This window comes from Streptomyces sp. T12 (assembly GCF_028736035.1).
Taxonomy (GTDB): Bacteria; Actinomycetota; Actinomycetes; order Streptomycetales; family Streptomycetaceae; genus Streptomyces.
Genome location: NZ_CP117866.1, coordinates 6,924,921 through 6,943,669, shown reverse-complemented (window position 1 = coordinate 6,943,669; position 18,749 = coordinate 6,924,921). Strand labels below are relative to the sequence as shown.

Sequence of the window (18,749 nt, the reverse complement as noted above, 5' to 3'; positions counted from 1 at the left end):
TTGGTCGTCGTCACGAGTCGGTCGTCACGCGTCGCGGGAACCGGCGGGCGAGGTGGACACCGAGAGCCGGCGGGCCGACAGCCGCACCCCCTGGCCGAAGTAGCGCTCCAGGAAGAGCCCGAGGCCGAAGGCGAGTCCGCGCGGCCGTACGGCCTCCTCCCGGCCGCCGTTGTCCCGCCGGAGCCAGCGCGCGTCCAGCGCGCGGAAGCCGATCCGGTCCACGGACAGCACCTCCTGCCCGTCGGCCTTCCAGTGGACGGTGCCGGCCGCGGCGTCGTAACCGACCTCGAGCCGGTGGAGCGTGCCAGGGGTGCGGTCCGCGACCGGGACGCAGTAGGTGAAGGACGCGAACTCGGCGTCCGGTTGCAGCGCGAGCCGCTCGTAGACCGCGTAGAGGCGGCCGTGCGTGAGGAAGAAGTCGAAGATCATGCCGGTCTCGAGGTCGACCGAGATCAGACCGCCCGCGCCGAGCCGGGCGTCCGTGGTCGCCTCGGCGACGTCGTCGTACGGGTGGGAGCGCAGGCCGAAGCCGCGCAGTCCCATCTCGGCCGTGACCGAGAGCAGTTCACCCGGCACCGCGGTGAACCCGCCGCGCGCGGAGGCGGTGCCGCCGGTGGTGAAGGCCCCCCAGCGCAGATGGAGCGGGGCGCCGTCCGGCCCCGGCTTCGGCTCGGTGAACGCCGGCCGCCTGGTTCGGGGTTGTACGGCGCTCGGCACGACCCTCAGGCCGTCAGGGCCGCCGCGGACCACCCCGTCTCCTTCGGGGAGACCGTCGACCGGGCGCAGCCGCCATGGCGCGCCCGGTCCCTCGGTCTTCAGTCCCCCGGTGAAATCCTCGCGGAAGATTTCTGTGCTCATCCGGCCCTCCCCGTGGTGTGCCCGTCCTACGGGCTCCACCCTGGCAAGAGGGCATCGAGGTCCGCTCGAAGCGGAGTCGAAGGGGCCTGGGCCCCTAGGTCAGACGTTGCGGCCGCGCTGAGCGGTGTCTTCGCCGAGGCCCCAGGTGATGATGCGCTTGGGGTGGATACGGATCATCGCGATGCCGAAGTACGGGTGCGGCGGCTGGGCGTCGGTCAGTGCCTCGGCCCGGCCGCGCACTTCGATACCGCGTACGTTCCACGGCTGCATGGAGATCAGATCGTCGACGACGAAGGCGACCTGGTCGTTCTTGCCGACGTTGCGGAACTTCTTGCTGGCCGTCAGGTTGTGCCCGCCGATGTCGATCGTGCCGGTCTCGGTGTTGATCGTGAACGAGACGGGGTTGACCTGGGGCTGGCCGTCGGCCGCCACGGTGGCCAGCCGGCCGAGGTTCTGGGAGGCGTAGTACTCGAGCTCGTCAGGAGTAAAAGGCATGTCAGCTTCCTTGGGCCTTGGTCTTGGTGTGGTCGGAATGCTCCCGGCCGGGCACGGGACCCGCCCCGGGCTTCGCAGTCATGACGGTGGAGGGCAGCCAGCGGAGCACGGCGAGGGCGCCCACGAGGGCCGCCGCGGCAGCTGCCCCGGCGGCCAGATGCATGGCGTCCAGGAAAGCCTGCCGTGCGGGACCGACAAGTCCGCTCTCCCCCAGCCGAGTCGCAGCGAGCAGCGTGGCGTCCAGGGACTCGCCGGCCTCGTGCCGCGCGGAAGGCGGCAGTACGGCGAGCTCGTCCTCGATGCCACTGCGGTAGGCGGCGCCCATGAGGGAACCGAGCACCGCGACGCCCAGGGCGCCGCCCAGCTGGCGCACGGTGTTGTTCATCGCGGAGGCCACGCCCGCCTTCTCGCGTGGAATCGCGTTCATGATGGACACGGCTGCGGTCGGCATGACGCAGGCTACGCCTGCTCCCAGTGCGGCGAACAAGGCGAGGATCAGCCAGAGCGGAGCGTGCTGGGTCACGAAGACGACTCCGGAGAGGGAGGCGGTCACGGCCAGCATGCCCGCCGCGCACACGTTCCGGGCGCCGACCGAGCGGACCAGGACCGTGCTGAGGGGTCCGCAGACCACGTTCGCGACGGCCAGCGCCACGGTGCAACTCCCCGCCTGCAGCGGGGTGTAGCCGCGCACGCTCTGCAGGTAGAAGGCGCTGAAGAAGAGGAACCCCATCATCGCGAAGCTGACGAAGCCGACGGCCGCGACGGCGGTGGAGAAGGCCTTCAGCCGGAAGAAGCCGAGCTCCAGCGAGGGTTCCGCGGTACGGCGCTCATGCCACAGGAACACACCCAGCAGGCCGAAGCCCGCCAGGCCGGTTCCCCAGACCGTGGGCTGGGTGACCCCGCCGGTGCGGCCGGCCTCGATGATGCCGTAGACGAGGAACACGAGACCGGCGATCGAGAGCAGCAGCCCGGCCGCGTCGACGCGCTTGCCCGTGGCGCCCCGCGTCTCGGGCACCAGCAGCACCACCGCGACCAGGCAGACCGCCACGATCGGCACATTGATCAGGAAGACCGAGCCCCACCAGAAGTGCGCGAGCAGCAGCCCGCCGGTGACCGGTCCGATGCCGAGGGCGAAGCCGACCGAAGCCGCCCAGATACCGAGGGCCTTGGGGCGCTCGCGCATCGGGAAGACGGCGGCGATGGTGGCGAGGGTGCTCGGCAGGACCGCCGCGCCGCTCACCCCCATGCAGGCGCGGGCGGCGATGAGCTGCTCCGGCGACCCGGCGTAGGCCCCGGCCAGGGACGAGAGTCCGAACAGGCCGAGGCCCAGCAGGAGTACGCGCCTGCGGCCCAGCCGGTCGCCGAGCACACCCCAGGTGAACAGCGTCGCGGCGAAGGCCAGGGTGTAGGCGCTGAGCACCCATTCGACCTGGCTGTGCGAGGCGCCGAGGCCCTGCTCCGGGTCGGTGAGGGTGCGCAGCGTCACGTTGAGCACGGTGTTGTCGAGGATGATGCTCACCAGGCTCAGGACCAGCACCGCGAGAACGGCCCAGCGCCGCGGATGCCCCTCGTGCGCCGGGCCGCCCGGCGTCGGGCCGCCCGGTCGAGCGGGAGCCGATGTCACAGGTCCGGCACCAGGACGAGCTTGCCGCGCACATGGCCCTGCTCCAGCCGGTGGTGGGCCTCGGCCGCCTTGGCGAAGGGGAGGACGGCCTCGACGTGCGGCCGCAGCCGGCCCTCGGCGCAGAGCGCGGCCAGGGCGGCGAGCCGCTCGGCGGACCGCATCACCTGCGGCATGAGGATGCCCTCCTGGGCCGCGGCGCGGAAGTTGGCGATGGTGGCGATCCTGGCCCGGTCCGCGACGAGTTCGAGCGACACGGCGAGCGCCTCCGGTCCGCCGTGGCAGTCGAGGGCCGCGTCCACGCCGTCCGGGGCCAGGGCGCGCACCCGGTCGGCGAAGCCCGGCCCGTAGGCGACGGGCAGCGCGCCCAGCGAGCGCAGGAACTCGTGGTTGTGCTCGCCGGCGCTGCCGATCGCCGTGCCGCCCCGCTCCCTGACGAGCTGGACGGCGAGGCTGCCGACGCCGCCGGCCGCGGCGTGCACGAGCACGGTGTCCCCCTGGCCGACGCGCAGTGCGTCCAGGGCGATGTCCGCGGTCTGCCCGACGGCCGACAGGGACCCCGCGACCTCCCACGACAGCTCCGGCGGCTTGGCGGTGATCTGGTCCGCGCCGACGGCGAGGAGCTCGGTGCCGGACTGCATGACGGCGAACCCCAGCACCTCGTCGCCGGGCGCGAACCCGGTCACCTCCGGCCCGGTCCGCTCGACGACCCCGGCGAACTCGTTGCCGATGATCTGCGGGAACTCGACCGGATAACGACCCCGCATGCCGCCGGAACGCACCCGGCAGTCGAACCCGTTGACCCCGACGGCCCGCACCCGGACCGTCACCTGGCCCGGCCCTGGCACCGGCTCGGGCACATCGACGAGGCTCAGTACGTCCGGCCCGCCGAACTGGTGGATGGCTACGGCCTTAGGCATGCGTTCTCCACATTCGCTTGACGGCTGCTGTTACTTCGCGACCTGTGTGCTGGCCAGGACGGTCTGGGGCTTCGCCGGGTCCGGGAAGCACTCGAAGGGGCCCCACTCGTCCAGGATCGGCTGGTAGCGGTACCAGTAGAAGCCGGGCTGCTCGTAACTCGAGCCGCCCGGAACGAAGTTGAGCGTACCGGGGTCCTTCGGCGCCTTGTAGGTGACCTTCAGCGTCGGCAGGTCGAACTCGACACCGCCCTCGATCGGGCCGGACGCGCTGACGACGATGTCCGCGCCCTCGACCTTGACCTTGAGAGCGGAGTCGCCGAGGCCGCTGCCGCCGGTGAGCTTCAGCTTCTTGACCTTCGCGCCCTCCGGGATCCGGTAGGCGACCCGCACGTCCTTGACTATCTTGTTGTACTCGGCGAAGGCGGTGATCGGGGCCGGGTCGTACGTGGCCTGGAACTTCTTGCCCGCCTCGACCGAGGCGGGCACGGTGACATCGAACCCGCGCTTGTAGTCGTAGACCGGATGCGTGTTGCCCTGCACCCAGGTGCGGCACTCGTACGGCACGTCCACGTTCGCGGCATGCGCGCTGGTGCCCAGGCTCATGACGGCCCCCAGGGCGATGGCGGACGCGGTGGTCAGACGTATCACGTGTTGACGCGATGAGGTCATGGAAAGGTCTCCTTCGGACTCTTGGAATACGAACTCGGAAATGAAGGTCAGAGAAGGGTCAGGGCGGGTCAGGGAATGAGTACGACCCGGCCCAGCTGGGCCCTGGACTCGAGGATGGTGTGCGCCTCGGCGGCCCGCTCCAGGGGCAGTCGGGCGTGCACGGCGGACTTCACCTGTCCGTCGACCAGCAGCCGGGTGAGCTCGGCGACGCCCGCCTCGTACTCGTGCGGGCGGCCGCCCCGCCAGGCCGACAGCGCGAAGGCGGTGACGTACTTGATGCCGATCAGGTCCATCACCGACACCCGCGGGATCTCCAGCTCGCCGCCGGACGAGCCGTAGAACACCAGCCGGCCGCCCGGGGCGAGCAGGCCGATGCCCTGCTGCAGGACCTCGGCGCCGATGCCGTCCAGGATCAGGTCGGGCCCGCGTCCGCCGGTGAGTTCCCGGACCTCCTCGGCCCAGTGCGGGGAACGGTGGTCGACGACGGCGTCGGCGCCCACGGTGCGGGCGAACTCGCGCTTGCCGGCCTCGCCCGCGGTGCCGATGATCTGGCCGGCCCCCGCTGCCCGGGCCAGCTGGACCGCGATGTGGCCCACGCCGCCGGCCGCCGCGTGCACCAGCACCGTCTCGCCCTTGCTCAGTCGCCCGGTCCGCAGAATGCCGAGGGCGATCAGTCCGGTGCCCGGCAGGACCGCGGCCTCGGCGGCGTCCAGCTCCTCGGGTACGGGTACGACGGTGGCGGCGTCGACGACGACCTGCTCGGCGTAGGCGCCGTAGAGGGTGAAGGCGCCGACCCGGTCCCCCGGGCTCAGTCCCGCGACGTCGGGCCCCACCGCGGTGATCCTGCCGACCACGTCGCCGCCGAGGACGACGGGGAAGACGGGCTTCCACATCGGCGCGGGGAAGACCTCACGCCGCATCTGGGTCTGCGCATGGCCGACACTGACCGCCTCGACGGCGATTCGCACCTGGCCGGGGCCGGGCTCGGGGACCGGGCGCTCGGCGACGTACAGCACGTCGGGGGCGCCGTACCGGTCGAACTGCACGGCACGCATCACTTCTTCTCCTCCTGGGACTGCCCGGTCCGCCCCAGGGCGGCCAGTACGGCGTGGTGCCGGTCGTCACGGTCCCGGACCAGCTCGGCATAGGTCCGGTCGCCGTAGGCGGCTTCGGTCTGCTCGACCACGGTCTCGACGGCCTCGGGGGTGAGGGCGGGCTGTCCGAGCCCACGCCAGCCCTGTTCGAGGCCGCTGCCGAGATGCTCGAGCCATTTGCGCAGGCCGCCCGGACCGCCGCCCAGGTGGAACGCGTGGAACGGTCCGATGGTGGACCAGCGCAGCCCGATCGAGTCGGTGACGATGCGGTCGAGCTCCTCGACGGTCACCACGCCTTCGAGGACGAGGTGGATGCTCTCGCGCAGCAGCGCGGACTGCAGCCGGTTGGCGGCGAAGCCCGGCAGCGCCCTGCGCAGCACGACGGGGGTCCGCCCGACCGACTTGAGGAAGGCCACCGCCCTTTCGACGGCCGCCGGGTCGGTGCGTTCCCCGCCGATCACCTCGACCAGCGGAACGATGTGCGGCGGGTTGAAGGGATGGGCGACGACCAGCCTGCCCGGTCCGGGCATGTCCCGGCTCAGATCGTCGGGGAGCAGTTTCGACGTCGAGGACAGTACGAGGGCGTGGGGTGGGGCGGCCTCGCCGATCTCGGCGAACAGCCGCTGCTTGAGGGGCAGGTCGTCGGGGGCGTTCTCGGAGACGAGGTCCGCTCCGGCCACCGCCCTGCCGACGTCCGGCTCGAACTCGATCCGCGCCGCCAGCTCGTCCGCCCGGCCCGGGGAGAACAGTTCGAGCCCCTCGCGCACGATGCGCCGGGCGTCAGGCCTGCGGCTGTTGACCCGTACGGTCAGCCCGCAGGCGCTGAACAGATTGATCCATCCCAGGCCGATCGTGCCCGCCCCGATCACTGTCACGGTGCTCATGACGTCGAGGCTGGCAGGGCCAACTCGAACCCGGCTCGAGCGGACTTCGAGGCCACGGGGCGACCGTGGCCGCATGACCATCACAGCGCTTCCCACCGGCCTGTACGCCGAGGTCCTGTCGTTCTACGGCCACCAGATGCAGAAGCTGGACGGCCGCGACTTCGCCGGCTACGCCGCGACCTTCACCGAGGACGGCGAGTTCAAGCACTCCCCGTCGCTGCCCGCCGCCCATACCCGTGCCGGGATCATCGCCGTCCTGGAGGACTTCCACCGCAAGTTCGACGCGAGCAAGATCCAGCGTCGGCACTGGTTCAACCACGTGGCGCTGAGCGAGGCGGCCGACGGCTCGATCACGGCGACGAGCTACTGCCTGGTCCTCACCGTCCACGCCGACGTCAAGGAGCCCGAGTTCGGCCCGAGCTGCGTCGTCCACGACGTCCTGGTCCGCGGCGAGGACGACGAACTGCTCCTGCGATCCCGCCACGTCACCCACGACCACGTCTTCCCCGCCTGAGCGCCGGAGACGTCGGCACCGACCGAGCACGGGAATGCCGAAGGGCCGGCCTCTCCCGAGACCGGCCCTTCTGAGCTGCTCACACGTTGAAGCGGAACTCCACCACGTCCCCGTCCTGCATGACGTAGTCCTTGCCCTCCATCCGCGCCTTCCCCTTCGCGCGGGCCTCCGCCACCGAACCGGTCTCCACCAGGTCGGCGAAGGAGATGACCTCCGCCTTGATGAAGCCCTTCTGGAAGTCGGTGTGGATGACGCCGGCGGCCTCGGGGGCGGTGGCGCCCTTCTTGATGGTCCAGGCGCGGGATTCCTTGGGGCCGGCCGTGAGGTAGGTCTGCAGGCCGAGGGTGTTGAAGCCGACGCGGGCGAGGGTCGCGAGGCCGGGCTCGTCGGCGCCCACCGACTCCAGCAGCTCCATCGCGTCCTCCTCGTCGAGCTCGGCGAGGTCGGCCTCCAGCTTGGCGTTGAGGAAGATCGCCTCGGCGGGGGCGACCAGGGCGCGCTGCTCGTCCTTGAAGTCCTCGTCGACCAGCTCGTCCTCGTCCACGTTGAAGACGTAGAGGAAGGGCTTCGTCGTCAGGAGGTGCAGGTCGTGCAGGAGCTCCTCGTTGCCGGAGCCCTGGACGATGCCCGCGGAGAACAGCGTGTCGCCCTTGTCCAGGATCTCCTTGGCCTCCTCGACGGCCTTGACCTTCGGCGCGATGTCCTTCTTGATCCGCGACTCCTTCTGGAGCCGGGGCAGGACCTTCTCGATGGTCTGGAGGTCGGCGAGGATCAGCTCGGTGTTGATCGTCTCGATGTCGTCCTTGGGCGAGACCTTGCCGTCGACGTGGACGACGTTCTCGTCCTTGAAGGCGCGGATGACCTGGCAGATCGCGTCGGACTCACGGATGTTCGCCAGGAACTTGTTGCCCAGGCCCTCACCCTCGGACGCACCCCGCACGATGCCGGCGATGTCGACGAAGTCGACGGTCGCCGGGAGGATCCGCTGGGAACCAAAGATCTCGGCCAACTTGGTCAGGCGCGCGTCCGGGACGCCCACCACACCGACGTTCGGCTCGATCGTGGCGAACGGGTAGTTGGCCGCCAGCACGTCGTTCTTGGTCAGGGCGTTGAACAGGGTCGACTTGCCGACATTCGGCAGACCGACGATTCCGATCGTGAGCGACACGTTGCGACTTCCCGTACGTGAGAGGACTTCAGGGGCTGGCTGGGGCCCGGTCCTTCTTCGATCTTCGATGCAGATGATGCAGATGCACGGGCCGATCCACCAGTCTACGGCGTACCGGAGCGGACCCCGGCGGCCGAGTGCCCTCGTCTCGAACACGTGGCCAAGGTCGACCCCAGGGCGTGTCTGAGGGCCGATTCACCACATAAACCGACCTAGGTTGGTCCAGTGGAGCCAGACAGGGCGCGACCTGCCGGGTATGACTCGCGACGCGTTACGCCGCCTCCGTTGCCGCCACAGGCGGCGCGGGGTGGGGGTGGTGCGGGGCGGGGCCAGGGCGGGTTCGCGCGGGGTGAGCGCGGGTTCGCGCCGGACGGGGACAGTGTGGAGCGGGGCGAAGGTCGTACGAGGCGCGGCGCGGGCGGGTTCGCGCGAGGTGGGGGCGGCGGCGCCGCAAGGGGTGTGAGCGGTTCGGACCGGTCCGTCTGGCCGCCCCGGTCATCCGGGTCCGCGCCGGCGGCACGGCCCTCCCGCCCCGCCCGGCCATCCCGAGCCGCCTCATCCGCCCAGCCCGCCGCCCGGTCGCCCCGGCCCGTCTCCCAGCGCCGCCCGGGTACGGCCCCGGCGGCAGCGGTGGTACGGCGGCCCGGGACGTCTCCCGCGCCGCAGGCTGTGCGCCGGTTTCCCAACCCCCGGCTCACCGGCCTGGGCGGCGGCCTGTTCTGCAGTGCCGTGATGTTCCTGCTCGGCCACCTCGACGCGCTGCTGTTCGGGTCGTCACTCACGGTGTACAGCGTGCTGTTCCTGCCGGTGTGCGTGCTGACCGCGGTCTGGGTGCGCAGGGGCGACCTGATGACCGCGCCGGTGGTCGTGCCGATCGCCTTCGCCGTGGGGCTGGTTCCGGTGGCCGACCAGGGCGGGGGGATCGGCGGTCACCTGATGGGGATCGTGACCGCCCTCGCCACTCAGGCCGGGTGGCTGTACGGGGGGACGCTGATCACCGGTCTCATCGTGACCGTACGAAGGGTCCGTCTGATGGTGCGCAGGGCGGCGGCCCGCCGCCGGTCCGTGTGAGCGTCGCCAGTCGCCCTTCAGCCATCCTTTTCGGCCGTCCTTCAGCCGTCCTGGAGCCGTCCCTCAGCCGTCCTTCTCCGCCGCCCGCATCGCCGCCCCCACGATCCCCGCGTTGTTCTGCAGCTGCGCCGGGACGATCTCCGCCTTGATGCCCTCGATGTAGTGCAGGAACTTGTGGGACTTGCGGCTCACCCCGCCGCCGATGATGAACAGCTCCGGGGAGAACAGCATCTCGACATGGGCGAGGTACTTCTGGACGCGGTGGGCCCAGTGCTCCCAGGTCAGCTCCTCGTCCTCCTTGGCTTTGCTGGAGGCGCGCTTCTCGGCGTCGTGGCCGTGGAGTTCGAGGTGGCCCAGCTCGGTGTTGGGGACCAGGGCGCCGTCGACGAACAGCGCGCTGCCGATGCCCGTGCCGAAGGTGAGGAGGATCACGGTGCCTCTGCGGTCGCGGCCCGCGCCGAAGTGCATCTCGGCCACGCCGGCCGCGTCCGCGTCGTTGACCACCGTCACCGGGAGGCCGCCGAGGCGCTCGCTGAACAACGCGCGCGCGTCGGTGTCGATCCAGCTTCTGTCGACGTTCGCCGCCGTACGGATCGTGGATCCGTCGGTGACCACGCCGGGGAACGTCAGCCCGACCGGCCCCGCCCAGCCGTAGTGCTCGACGACCTGCTTCACGCCGTCGGCCACCCCGTCGGGAGTGGCCGGTTGCGGAGTGAGCACCTTGAAGCGCTCCTGGGCGAGATCGCCCCTGTCCAGATCCACCGGGGCGCCCTTGATCCCGGATCCACCGATGTCCAAGCCGAAGATCTGCATGGCCCTACGTTACGACGCGGGACTGACGGTCACTCCCCGGAGTCGCCGGAGCCACCATCGGCCCCCGTGCGCTCGGCGATCAGCGCCGCCGCCTCCTCGCGCAGATCGCGGCGCAGCTCCTTCGGCAGGGAGAAGGTGATGGACTCCTCGGCCGCCTTGACGAGCTCGACGTCGCCGTAGCCGCGCTGGGCGAGCCACTCCAGGACCTCCTCGACGAGCACCTCCGGGACGGACGCGCCGGAGGTGACGCCCACCGTCGTCACGCCCTCCAGCCAGGCCTCGTCGATCTCGCTCGCGAAGTCCACGAGGTAGGCCTCGCGCGAGCCGGCCAGCTTGGCGACCTCGACCAGCCGCTTGGAGTTGGAGGAGTTGCGCGAGCCGACCACGATGACCAGCTCGGCCTCGGCGCCCATCTGCTTCACCGCGAGCTGGCGGTTCTGCGTGGCGTAGCAGATGTCGTCGCTGGGCGGGGAGATCAGCTGCGGGAACTTCTCCTTCAGCGCGTCGACGGTCTCCATGGTCTCGTCGACGGACAGGGTGGTCTGGGACAGCCACACGATCTTCGACGGGTCACGGACCTCGACCTTGGCGACGTCGGCCGGGCCGTCGACGAGCTGGATGTGGTCGGGGGCCTCGCCGGACGTACCGATGACCTCTTCGTGGCCCTCGTGCCCGATCAGGAGGATGTCGTAGTCCTCGTTGGCGAAGCGGACGGCTTCCTTGTGGACCTTGGTGACCAGCGGGCAGGTCGCGTCGATGGTGGCGAGTTGGCCGCGCGCGGCCTCCTCGTGGACGACGGGGGCCACGCCGTGCGCCGAGAACATCACGATGTTGCCCGGCGGCACCTCCTCCGTGCGCTCGACGAAGACGGCGCCCTTCTTCTCCAGGGTCTGTACGACGTACTTGTTGTGGACGATCTCGTGCCGGACGTACACCGGAGCGCCGTACTGCTCCAGGGCTTTCTCGACGGCGATCACGGCGCGGTCCACACCCGCGCAGTAGCCACGGGGGGCGGCGAGCAGGACACGGCGGCCAGACGAAGCAGTCATGCGTCCCATCGTAAGGGTGCGTTCGGGGGGTCGAAGATCGCGTGGGTATCGCGTGGGTGACGGGTTGGTGGGGAGACTGACGGCAGGCTGTGAGGGGTGGGAAACGGCGCGACGGGTGGGGCACCGGCTCAGGTGTGGGCACTCAGCCCGTCTGGGGGCTGCCCACCCGCGCCGGGCAGGCCCTCGGCTGGGGCTCCCGGTTGGGCTGGGCCGTGTTGTCGGTGGTGGCCGTTACGCTCGGCGCATGGCTGTGAACACGTCTCCCGAATCGCCCCTGCCCGTCGGTGAGGTGTCGCGGCTCATCGGGGGGTGGATCGATCGGCTCGGGGCGGTGTGGGTCGAGGGACAGATCACGCAGTTGTCGCGGCGGCCCGGCGCCGGCGTGGTGTTTCTGACGTTGCGGGATCCGTCGTACGACATCTCCGTCAGCGTGACCTGCTATCGGCAGGTCTTCGACGCCGTCGCCGGCGTGGTGAGCGAGGGCGCCCGCGTCGTCGTACTCGCCAAGCCCGAGTGGTACGCGCCCCGTGGCCAGCTCTCCCTGCGCGCCACCGAGATAAAGCCCGTCGGCGTCGGCGAGCTCCTCGCCCGGCTGGAGATGCTGAAGAAGGCCCTTGCCGCAGAGGGGCTGTTCGCGCCGGAGCGGAAGAAGCCGCTGCCCTTCCTCCCCCAGCTGATCGGCCTGGTCTGCGGACGCGCCTCCGCCGCCGAGCGGGACGTGCTGGAGAACGCCCGCCACCGCTGGCCCGCCGTCCGCTTCGAGGTGCGCAACGTCCCCGTGCAGGGCGTGCACGCCGTACCGCAGGTCGTGCAGGCGGTGAAGGAGCTCGACGAGATCGACGACGTGGATGTGATCATCGTCGCCCGCGGGGGCGGGAGCGTCGAGGATCTGCTGCCCTTCTCCGACGAGCAGCTGGTGCGGGCCGTCGCCTCGTGTCGTACGCCGGTCGTGTCCGCCATCGGGCACGAGCCCGACAATCCCCTCCTCGACCACGTCGCCGACCTGCGCGCCTCCACTCCGACCGACGCGGCCAAGAAGGTCGTGCCGGACGTGGGCGAGGAGTACGAGCGGGTGCGGATGCTGCGTGACCGGGCCCGGCGGTGTGTCGAGGCGTACATCGACCGGGAGGAGCGCGGGCTCGCGCATGCCCTCGCGCGGCCCTCGATAGAGGATCCGCACCGGATGATCGACGAGCGCGCGGATCATGTGGCCTCGCTCCTCGACCGCAGCCGCCGCTGCCTCGGCCACCTCCTGGACCGCGCCGAGTCGGAGCTGACGCACACGCACGCGCGTGTGGTGGCCCTCTCCCCCGCGGCGACCCTGAAGCGCGGGTATGCGGTGCTGCAGAAGGCCGACGGGCATGTGGTCCGGGACCCGGGCGAGGTGACGGCGGACGAGGCGCTGCGCGCGCGGGTCGCCGAGGGTGAGTTCTCCGTACGAGTCGATGGATCAAGCAGTCGAGTCGATGGATCAAGCGATGCACGTAGCGATGCATAGGGTGGGCGAATGACCAGCAAGGTGGAAGAGGCCCTCGGGTACGAGCAGGCCCGGGACGAGCTGATCGAGGTCGTACGGCGGCTGGAGGCGGGCGGTACGACGCTGGAGGAGTCCCTCGCGCTGTGGGAGCGGGGCGAGGAGCTGGCCAAGGTGTGCCGGCGCTGGCTGGACGGGGCACGGGCGCGGCTGGACGCGGCGCTGGCCGAGGAGGCCGTGGCCGAGGCCGAGCAGGAAGACGGCGAGGACGGCTCCTGACGCCAGGACGGTGTTGTGAGGCGGATCACCACGCCCCGCTTTTTGTTGAAGCTTGAACTTGTCTCGCGTACCGTCGACGACGACAACCGGTCCCCGGTCCGTTTAACTCCGGGGTCCGTTTCACGCGCACGCCGCACACCCCGAGAAGGTTCACGCATGTCTCTCGTTCTTGACTCCGCCGCCCAGGACCTGCTGTTCCGCGAGGCCCGCACCGCGAACAGCTTCACCGACGAGCCGGTGACCGAAGAGCAGGTCCAGGCGATCTACGACCTGGTCAAGTACGGCCCCACCGCCTTCAACCAGACCCCGCTGCGCATCACCCTGGTCCGCTCCGCCGAGGCCCGTGAGCGCCTGGTGCAGCACATGGCCGAGGGCAACCAGGCCAAGACCGCCGCCGCCCCGCTGGTCGCGATCCTGTCCGCGGACAACGAGTTCCACGAGGAGCTGCCGGCCCTCTTCCCGGCGTTCCCGCAGGCCAAGGACCTCTTCTTCAGCGAGCGCGCGGCCCGCGAGAACGCCGCCTCGCTGAACGCCGCTCTGCAGGCCGCGTACTTCATCGTCGGCGTCCGCGCCGCCGGGCTGGCCGCCGGCCCGATGACCGGCTTCGACTTCGAGGGCGTCCGCAAGGAGTTCCTGGACGACGACCACACCCCGCTGATGGTCGTCAACATCGGCAAGCCGGGCCCCGACGCCTGGTACCCGCGCTCCCCGCGCCTGGAGTTCGACGAGGTCATCACCACGGTCTGACCGACCCGAGCACCCAGCGGGCGCCGAGCCCGCGCACCCGAAAGGCCCCCGGCGGTGTCGCCGGGGGCCTTTCGTCGTCAGCCAGGTCGCGCGGGGCGGTCACTCCGCCTTGAGCGCCTTCGCCATCTGCGTCAGCTGATCGAACGACCCCGTGCCCGCCACCACGGTGGTCGCGCCCTTCTCCTGGTGCACGAGCGCGTCGTAGCGGCCGCCCGTGTACCGCGTCCACGTCCGGCCGCCGATCTCCTCGGTGACCTTGGTCGCCTGCCCGCCCTGGGTGGCCTCCTCCAGGAACGTCGCCGGCTTCTCGGCCGACTGCTCGACCTGCACGTACTCCCCGCCCGGGGTCTGGAAGCCGACGTGCCAGGCGTCGAAGTCGTCGCCCTTGAAGCGGACGGACGTCGCCTTCCAGGTGTCGGGCAGCCCCTGGGGTGCGACCACGGGGTAGGACGCCGCGCGGCGGGCCGTGAGCAGCTCGACGCGGTAGTCGACCCGCGGGAGGTCGGGAGCGCCGTCCTCATGGGGGACGAAGAGATAGATGACTCCCGCCGCGAGCACGGTCACTCCCAGGGAGAGGACCATGTTCCGGACCGACTTCTGCTTGCCGTTCGAACCTGCCACGCCCCCTATCGTCGCAGGTGCCCCGCCTGCTCATCCGTGGGGCCCCCTGCTCATACTGCCCGCCCGAGGATAGAGTCAGGGCCGTCACCCTCATCCGGCCGTCGTCGTATCAGAAAGGTGCGCCTCGATGACCGAGAATCATCATCATCTGCCGTCCGAGCTCGAAGTACCCAGCGAAGCCCCCGACCGCAACCTCGCCCTGGAACTGGTCCGCGTGACCGAAGCCGCGGCGATGGCCGCGGGCCGCTGGGTGGGGCGCGGCGACAAGAACGGCGCCGACGGTGCCGCGGTGCGCGCCATGCGGACCCTCGTCTCCACCGTGTCGATGAACGGCGTGGTCGTCATCGGCGAGGGCGAGAAGGACGAGGCACCGATGCTCTTCAACGGGGAGCGCGTCGGCGACGGGACCGGGCCGGAGTGCGACATCGCCGTCGACCCGATCGACGGGACCACCCTGACCGCGAAGGGCATGCCCAACGCGATCGCCGTGCTGGCCGCGGCCGACCGGGGCTCCATGTTCGACCCGTCGGCCGTCTTCTACATGGACAAGCTGGTCACCGGCCCCGAGGCCGCCGACTTCGTCGACATCAACGCGCCCGTGTCCGTGAACATCCGCCGGGTCGCGAAGGCGAAGCGGTCCACGCCGGAGGACGTCACCGTCGTCATCCTCGACCGGCCTCGCCACGAGGGCATCATCAAGGAGATCCGGGATGCCGGTGCGCGCATCAAGCTGATCTCCGACGGCGATGTCGCGGGGTCCATCTACGCACTGCGCGAGGGCACCGGCGTCGACATGCTGCTCGGCATCGGCGGTACGCCGGAGGGGATCATCTCGGCCTGTGCCGTGAAGTGCCTCGGCGGCACCATCCAGGGCAAGCTGTGGCCGAAGGACGACGAGGAGCGGCAGCGGGCGATCGACGCCGGGCACGACCTCGACCGGGTGCTGCTCACCGACGACCTGGTCGCCGGGGACAACGTGTTCTTCGTCGCGACCGGGATCACCGACGGTGAGCTGCTGCGGGGCGTGCGGTACCGGTCGGAGACCGCGACCACCGACTCGATCGTGATGCGGTCGAAGTCGGGGACGGTGCGGCGGATTGAATCCGAGCACCGACTGAGCAAGCTGCGGGCTTACAGCGCGATCGACTTCGACAGGGCGAAGTAGCGCTTAGTGGCGTTGGGCGCCCCCGGTGCGGAGGGGGCGCCCATTTTGTTTGCCGGTTATCCCGCCTGCGCTATGCGGTTCGTCGCGCGTGCCGCCTTCTTCAGTTCCATTTCGCGGCGGCGGCGCCTTGCCAGGACCACTCGGCGTTCTGCTGCGGTGAGGCCGCCCCAGACGCCGTACGGTTCGGGCTGGAGAAGGGCATGTTCGCGGCACTCGACCATGACCGGACAGCGGGCGCAGACTCGCTTGGCCGCCTCCTCGCGGGAGAGGCGGGCCGCGGTCGGCTCCTTTGAGGGGGCGAAGAACAGGCCGGCCTCGTCGCGGCGGCACACGGCCTCCGTATGCCACGGGGCGTCTTGGTCCCTGTCTCGCACTGGCACCCGCTGGGCCGGAACGGCAGCTACCTGCAGGGACGAATGCGGCGGTTGCAGCACGGTCTACTCCTGACGACGGCTTCGCGAGCGAGAGACGATGCAGCAAGGTCTACCCGCTGTACGCGCGCCTATGCAGTCAGTTCCGAACCGCTGGATTTCGGGGGGTCCTGCGCACCGCTGTGCGGCGTCGGCAACGGCCGCGGAGCCGGGACGGAGGCGGTCGATTCACAACCGTCAATGATCCAGATGCTTGCGCAAACTCCTGTCGACCTTGCGCTGAACGCGATCGAGGATGTCCGCGACGATCTTCCCCCGCTTCGGCCGGCCCTCGATGTTGCCGAGCACGGCCCAGCCGTCGACATGGACGACCGGCGCCTCGGGGTCCTCCGCGTCGACGTGGTCCACCTCGAAGTTGCCGAGGACACCGCCGCCCGTGCCGCGCAGCGAGACGTTCTCCGGGACGCGGACCTCGACGTTGCCGAAGACCGAGAACGCCCGGATCACGACGTGCTGGTACTCGAAGAGCGCCTCGCTGAGGTCTATCTCCACACTGCCGAAGATCGCGTACGCATGGATACGGCGGCCCGCGCGCCAGCGGCCCCGGCGGACGGCGCTGCTGAAGACCGCGACCACGTTCTCGTCGGGGTCGGCCGGGATCGCGCCGGGGGCGGGGCGGCCGGGGGCGGGCACATGGGGTACGCGGCGCTCGTGGGCCGCGGGCAGGTCCCGTATGAAGACGTCCAGCTCACCGACCGTCTTCGCCGTCAGCACGCCCTCGACGCGCTCGGCGTGCTCCTCGGCGGTGAGGCGGCCCTCGGCCAGGGCGTCGCGCAGGATGTCGGCGATCCGGTCGCGATCGGCGTCGGAGGCACGCAGCTCGGTGGCGGCAGCGGGTGCGGTCTGCTTCTGAAGGTCCACGGCAGCAGGGTACTCAAACACGATAGATCGCGATACCCCTGTGGATGACGAACAGGATGTCGAACTGAGCCTTACCTCACAAGCTTCCGGCCTCGGACAGGTTCTACGCTGATGAGGCCGCCAATGGAGGCGGCAGCCGTCTGTCGAGTGAGGAATGGGCTGAGATGCCTGAGTTCGCGTACACCGATCTGCTCCCCATGGGAGAGGACACCACCCCGTACCGGCTGGTGACCTCCGAGGGTGTCTCCACCTTCGAGGCCGACGGGCGGACGTTCCTCAAGGTCGAGCCCGAGGCGCTGCGCAAGCTGGCCGAGGAGGCCATCCACGACATCCAGCACTATCTGCGGCCCGCGCACCTGGCTCAGCTGCGGCGCATCATCGACGACCCCGAGGCGTCCAGCAACGACAAGTTCGTCGCCCTGGACCTGCTGAAGAACGCGAACATCGCGGCCGCCGGCGTGCTCCCCATGTGCCAGGACACCGGTACGGCGATCGTGATGGGCAAGCGCGGGCAGAACGTGCTGACCGAGGGCGGCGACGAAGAGGCCCTGTCGCGCGGCATCTACGACGCATACCTGAACCTCAACCTGCGCTACTCGCAGATGGCTCCGCTCACCATGTGGGACGAGAAGAACACCGGCTCCAACCTGCCCGCGCAGATCGAGCTGTACGCCACCGACGGCGGCGCCTACAAGTTCCTCTTCATGGCGAAGGGCGGCGGCTCGGCCAACAAGTCGTTCCTCTACCAGGAGACGAAGGCCGTCCTGAACGAGGCCTCCATGATGAAGTTCCTGGAGGAGAAGATCCGCTCGCTGGGTACGGCCGCCTGTCCGCCGTACCACCTGGCGATCGTGGTGGGCGGTACGTCCGCCGAGTACGCGCTGAAGACCGCGAAGTACGCCTCCGCGCACTACCTGGACGAGATCCCGGCCGAGGGCTCGCCGCTCGGGCACGGCTTCCGGGACAAGGAGCTGGAGGAGAAGGTCTTCGAGCTGACGCAGAAGATCGGGATCGGCGCGCAGTTCGGCGGCAAGTACTTCTGCCACGACGTGCGGGTGGTGCGGCTGCCGCGGCACGGTGCCTCCTGCCCCGTCGCCATCGCCGTCTCCTGCTCCGCCGACCGTCAGGCCGTCGCGAAGATCACCGCGGAGGGCGTCTTCCTGGAGCAGCTGGAGACCGACCCGGCGCGTTTCCTGCCGGAGACGACGGACGAGCACCTGGAGCAGGACGGTGACGTCGTCAAGATCGACCTGAACCAGCCGATGGAGTCGATCCTTGCCGAGCTGACCAAGTACCCGGTGAAGACCCGCCTTTCGCTCACCGGTCCGCTGGTCGTGGCCCGCGACATCGCGCACGCCAAGATCAAGGAGCGGCTGGACGCGGGCGAGGAGATGCCGCAGTACCTGAAGGACCACCCGGTGTACTACGCCGGGCCGGCGAAGACGCCGGAGGGCTACGCGTCCGGCTCCTTCGGCCCGACGACGGCCGGCCGTATGGACTCCTACGTCGAGCAGTTCCAGGCCGCGGGCGGCTCCAAGGTGATGCTGGCGAAGGGCAACCGCAGCAAGCAGGTCACCGACGCGTGCGGCACCCACGGCGGCTTCTACCTGGGCTCCATCGGCGGGCCCGCCGCCCGTCTCGCCCAGGACTGCATCAAGAAGGTCGAGGTCGTCGAGTACGAGGAGCTCGGCATGGAGGCCGTCTGGAAGATCGAGGTCGAGGACTTCCCGGCGTTCATCGTGGTCGACGACAAGGGCAACGACTTCTTCAGCCCGCAGCAACTCTCTCAGCCGACCTTCACCAGCATCCCGGTGCGTGGTCCCGGCTTGGGCTGACCCGACAGTGACGCCCCCACAGAGAGCCCCCGGCCGTCGGCTGGGGGCTCTCTGTGCAAGCGCCCATCTCACCCGCGACCGGCCCACACAAGCCCGCGTGGGACCTCACTCGGGGCAGGGCGCGACCACGGCCGCAACGGTCTGGGCCACGGGTGTATGCAAGAACGCGCATAGTCGCCT

Annotated in this window: 20 protein-coding genes; 7 read left to right on the top strand and 13 right to left on the bottom strand. The window is 70.2% G+C overall.

Annotated elements, in window-relative coordinates:
- Window positions 1-24: 24 nt before the first annotated feature.
- The 7 genes from PBV52_RS31465 to PBV52_RS31435 form a co-directional block, all read right to left on the bottom strand.
- Complete coding sequence (locus PBV52_RS31465; protein WP_274242915.1) at window positions 25-858, bottom strand: DUF6081 family protein; 834 nt, start codon at window positions 856-858, stop codon at window positions 25-27.
- Between the two features lie 99 nt (window positions 859-957).
- On the bottom strand, window positions 958-1,353 hold the full coding sequence (locus PBV52_RS31460; protein ID WP_274242913.1) for a PPOX class F420-dependent oxidoreductase: 396 nt from the start codon (window positions 1,351-1,353) through the stop codon (window positions 958-960).
- 1 nt (window position 1,354) lies between these two features.
- On the bottom strand, window positions 1,355-2,977 hold the full coding sequence (locus PBV52_RS31455) for an MFS transporter (RefSeq protein WP_274242911.1): 1,623 nt from the start codon (window positions 2,975-2,977) through the stop codon (window positions 1,355-1,357).
- On the bottom strand, window positions 2,974-3,894 hold the full coding sequence (locus tag PBV52_RS31450; RefSeq protein WP_274242910.1) for an NADP-dependent oxidoreductase: 921 nt from the start codon (window positions 3,892-3,894) through the stop codon (window positions 2,974-2,976). Before PBV52_RS31450 ends, PBV52_RS31455 begins: the two co-directional genes overlap by 4 nt.
- A gap of 30 nt (window positions 3,895-3,924) precedes the next feature.
- A complete protein-coding gene (locus PBV52_RS31445) occupies window positions 3,925-4,563 on the bottom strand; it encodes a hypothetical protein (RefSeq protein WP_274242909.1) in 639 nt (212 codons plus the stop codon).
- A 68-nt stretch (window positions 4,564-4,631) separates the two neighbouring features.
- A complete protein-coding gene (locus tag PBV52_RS31440; RefSeq protein WP_274242908.1) occupies window positions 4,632-5,618 on the bottom strand; it encodes a zinc-binding dehydrogenase in 987 nt (328 codons plus the stop codon).
- Window positions 5,618-6,541, bottom strand: coding sequence for a 3-hydroxyacyl-CoA dehydrogenase NAD-binding domain-containing protein (locus tag PBV52_RS31435; RefSeq protein WP_274242907.1), 924 nt, complete (start codon window positions 6,539-6,541; stop codon window positions 5,618-5,620). The genes PBV52_RS31440 and PBV52_RS31435 overlap by 1 nt, the downstream gene beginning before the upstream one ends.
- Window positions 6,542-6,614: 73 nt before the next feature.
- Here PBV52_RS31435 and PBV52_RS31430 point away from each other — a divergent pair, with 73 nt between their 5' ends.
- Complete coding sequence (locus PBV52_RS31430) at window positions 6,615-7,055, top strand: nuclear transport factor 2 family protein (RefSeq protein WP_274242906.1); 441 nt, start codon at window positions 6,615-6,617, stop codon at window positions 7,053-7,055.
- A gap of 79 nt (window positions 7,056-7,134) precedes the next feature.
- Here PBV52_RS31430 and ychF read toward each other — a convergent pair whose 3' ends face one another.
- On the bottom strand, window positions 7,135-8,223 hold the full coding sequence (gene ychF / locus PBV52_RS31425; RefSeq protein WP_274242904.1) for a redox-regulated ATPase YchF: 1,089 nt from the start codon (window positions 8,221-8,223) through the stop codon (window positions 7,135-7,137).
- A 669-nt stretch (window positions 8,224-8,892) separates the two neighbouring features.
- On the opposite strand from ychF, the gene PBV52_RS31420 reads away from it, so the two are divergent.
- Window positions 8,893-9,294, top strand: a complete 402-nt coding sequence (locus PBV52_RS31420; RefSeq protein WP_373921931.1) for a DUF6542 domain-containing protein — start codon at window positions 8,893-8,895, stop codon at window positions 9,292-9,294.
- A 63-nt stretch (window positions 9,295-9,357) separates the two neighbouring features.
- Here the strand turns inward: PBV52_RS31420 and ppgK are convergent, their stop codons facing one another.
- Together ppgK and PBV52_RS31410 are read right to left on the bottom strand one after the other, a co-directional pair.
- Entirely contained in the window at window positions 9,358-10,107 is a 750-nt protein-coding gene (gene ppgK, locus PBV52_RS31415; protein ID WP_274242902.1) for a polyphosphate--glucose phosphotransferase, read from the bottom strand.
- A 29-nt stretch (window positions 10,108-10,136) separates the two neighbouring features.
- Entirely contained in the window at window positions 10,137-11,165 is a 1,029-nt protein-coding gene (locus PBV52_RS31410; protein WP_274242900.1) for a 4-hydroxy-3-methylbut-2-enyl diphosphate reductase, read from the bottom strand.
- A gap of 235 nt (window positions 11,166-11,400) precedes the next feature.
- On the opposite strand from PBV52_RS31410, the gene xseA reads away from it, so the two are divergent.
- From xseA to PBV52_RS31395, 3 genes are all read left to right on the top strand, one after another.
- A complete protein-coding gene (gene xseA / locus PBV52_RS31405) occupies window positions 11,401-12,654 on the top strand; it encodes an exodeoxyribonuclease VII large subunit (RefSeq protein ID WP_274242899.1) in 1,254 nt (417 codons plus the stop codon).
- A 9-nt stretch (window positions 12,655-12,663) separates the two neighbouring features.
- Entirely contained in the window at window positions 12,664-12,909 is a 246-nt protein-coding gene (locus tag PBV52_RS31400) for an exodeoxyribonuclease VII small subunit (RefSeq protein WP_274242898.1), read from the top strand.
- Window positions 12,910-13,065: 156 nt separating this feature from the next.
- Window positions 13,066-13,656, top strand: coding sequence for a malonic semialdehyde reductase (locus tag PBV52_RS31395; RefSeq protein ID WP_274242897.1), 591 nt, complete (start codon window positions 13,066-13,068; stop codon window positions 13,654-13,656).
- Window positions 13,657-13,755: 99 nt separating this feature from the next.
- Here PBV52_RS31395 and PBV52_RS31390 read toward each other — a convergent pair whose 3' ends face one another.
- Window positions 13,756-14,277: a DUF4245 domain-containing protein gene (locus tag PBV52_RS31390; protein ID WP_274242896.1), complete on the bottom strand. Its 522-nt coding sequence runs from the start codon at window positions 14,275-14,277 to the stop codon at window positions 13,756-13,758.
- A gap of 127 nt (window positions 14,278-14,404) precedes the next feature.
- Between PBV52_RS31390 and glpX the strand changes: the two genes are divergently transcribed.
- Entirely contained in the window at window positions 14,405-15,442 is a 1,038-nt protein-coding gene (glpX, locus tag PBV52_RS31385) for a class II fructose-bisphosphatase (protein ID WP_274242895.1), read from the top strand.
- 56 nt (window positions 15,443-15,498) lie between these two features.
- Here the strand turns inward: glpX and PBV52_RS31380 are convergent, their stop codons facing one another.
- Both PBV52_RS31380 and PBV52_RS31375 read right to left on the bottom strand, forming a co-directional pair.
- Window positions 15,499-15,876, bottom strand: coding sequence for a WhiB family transcriptional regulator (locus tag PBV52_RS31380; protein WP_128433454.1), 378 nt, complete (start codon window positions 15,874-15,876; stop codon window positions 15,499-15,501).
- A 174-nt stretch (window positions 15,877-16,050) separates the two neighbouring features.
- On the bottom strand, window positions 16,051-16,734 hold the full coding sequence (locus tag PBV52_RS31375; protein ID WP_274242893.1) for a DUF1707 domain-containing protein: 684 nt from the start codon (window positions 16,732-16,734) through the stop codon (window positions 16,051-16,053).
- A 164-nt stretch (window positions 16,735-16,898) separates the two neighbouring features.
- On the opposite strand from PBV52_RS31375, the gene PBV52_RS31370 reads away from it, so the two are divergent.
- Window positions 16,899-18,569, top strand: coding sequence for a fumarate hydratase (locus PBV52_RS31370; RefSeq protein WP_274242892.1), 1,671 nt, complete (start codon window positions 16,899-16,901; stop codon window positions 18,567-18,569).
- The last annotated feature ends 180 nt before the right edge of the window (window positions 18,570-18,749 follow it).

Bases quoted from the DNA above. Each gene is read 5' to 3' on its own strand.
- PBV52_RS31465 (WP_274242915.1), bottom strand. From the start codon at position 858: ATGAGCACAGAAATCTTCCGCGAGGATTTCACCGGGGGACTGAAGACC.
- PBV52_RS31460 (WP_274242913.1), bottom strand. From the start codon at position 1,353: ATGCCTTTTACTCCTGACGAGCTCGAGTACTACGCCTCCCAGAACCTC.
- PBV52_RS31450 (WP_274242910.1), bottom strand. From the start codon at position 3,894: ATGCCTAAGGCCGTAGCCATCCACCAGTTCGGCGGGCCGGACGTACTG.
- PBV52_RS31445 (WP_274242909.1), bottom strand. From the start codon at position 4,563: ATGACCTCATCGCGTCAACACGTGATACGTCTGACCACCGCGTCCGCC.
- PBV52_RS31440 (WP_274242908.1), bottom strand. From the start codon at position 5,618: ATGCGTGCCGTGCAGTTCGACCGGTACGGCGCCCCCGACGTGCTGTAC.
- PBV52_RS31435 (WP_274242907.1), bottom strand. From the start codon at position 6,541: ATGAGCACCGTGACAGTGATCGGGGCGGGCACGATCGGCCTGGGATGG.
- PBV52_RS31430 (WP_274242906.1), top strand. From the start codon at position 6,615: ATGACCATCACAGCGCTTCCCACCGGCCTGTACGCCGAGGTCCTGTCG.
- ppgK (WP_274242902.1), bottom strand. From the start codon at position 10,107: ATGCAGATCTTCGGCTTGGACATCGGTGGATCCGGGATCAAGGGCGCC.
- PBV52_RS31410 (WP_274242900.1), bottom strand. From the start codon at position 11,165: ATGGGACGCATGACTGCTTCGTCTGGCCGCCGTGTCCTGCTCGCCGCC.
- xseA (WP_274242899.1), top strand. From the start codon at position 11,401: ATGGCTGTGAACACGTCTCCCGAATCGCCCCTGCCCGTCGGTGAGGTG.
- PBV52_RS31400 (WP_274242898.1), top strand. From the start codon at position 12,664: ATGACCAGCAAGGTGGAAGAGGCCCTCGGGTACGAGCAGGCCCGGGAC.
- PBV52_RS31395 (WP_274242897.1), top strand. From the start codon at position 13,066: ATGTCTCTCGTTCTTGACTCCGCCGCCCAGGACCTGCTGTTCCGCGAG.
- glpX (WP_274242895.1), top strand. From the start codon at position 14,405: ATGACCGAGAATCATCATCATCTGCCGTCCGAGCTCGAAGTACCCAGC.
- PBV52_RS31370 (WP_274242892.1), top strand. From the start codon at position 16,899: ATGCCTGAGTTCGCGTACACCGATCTGCTCCCCATGGGAGAGGACACC.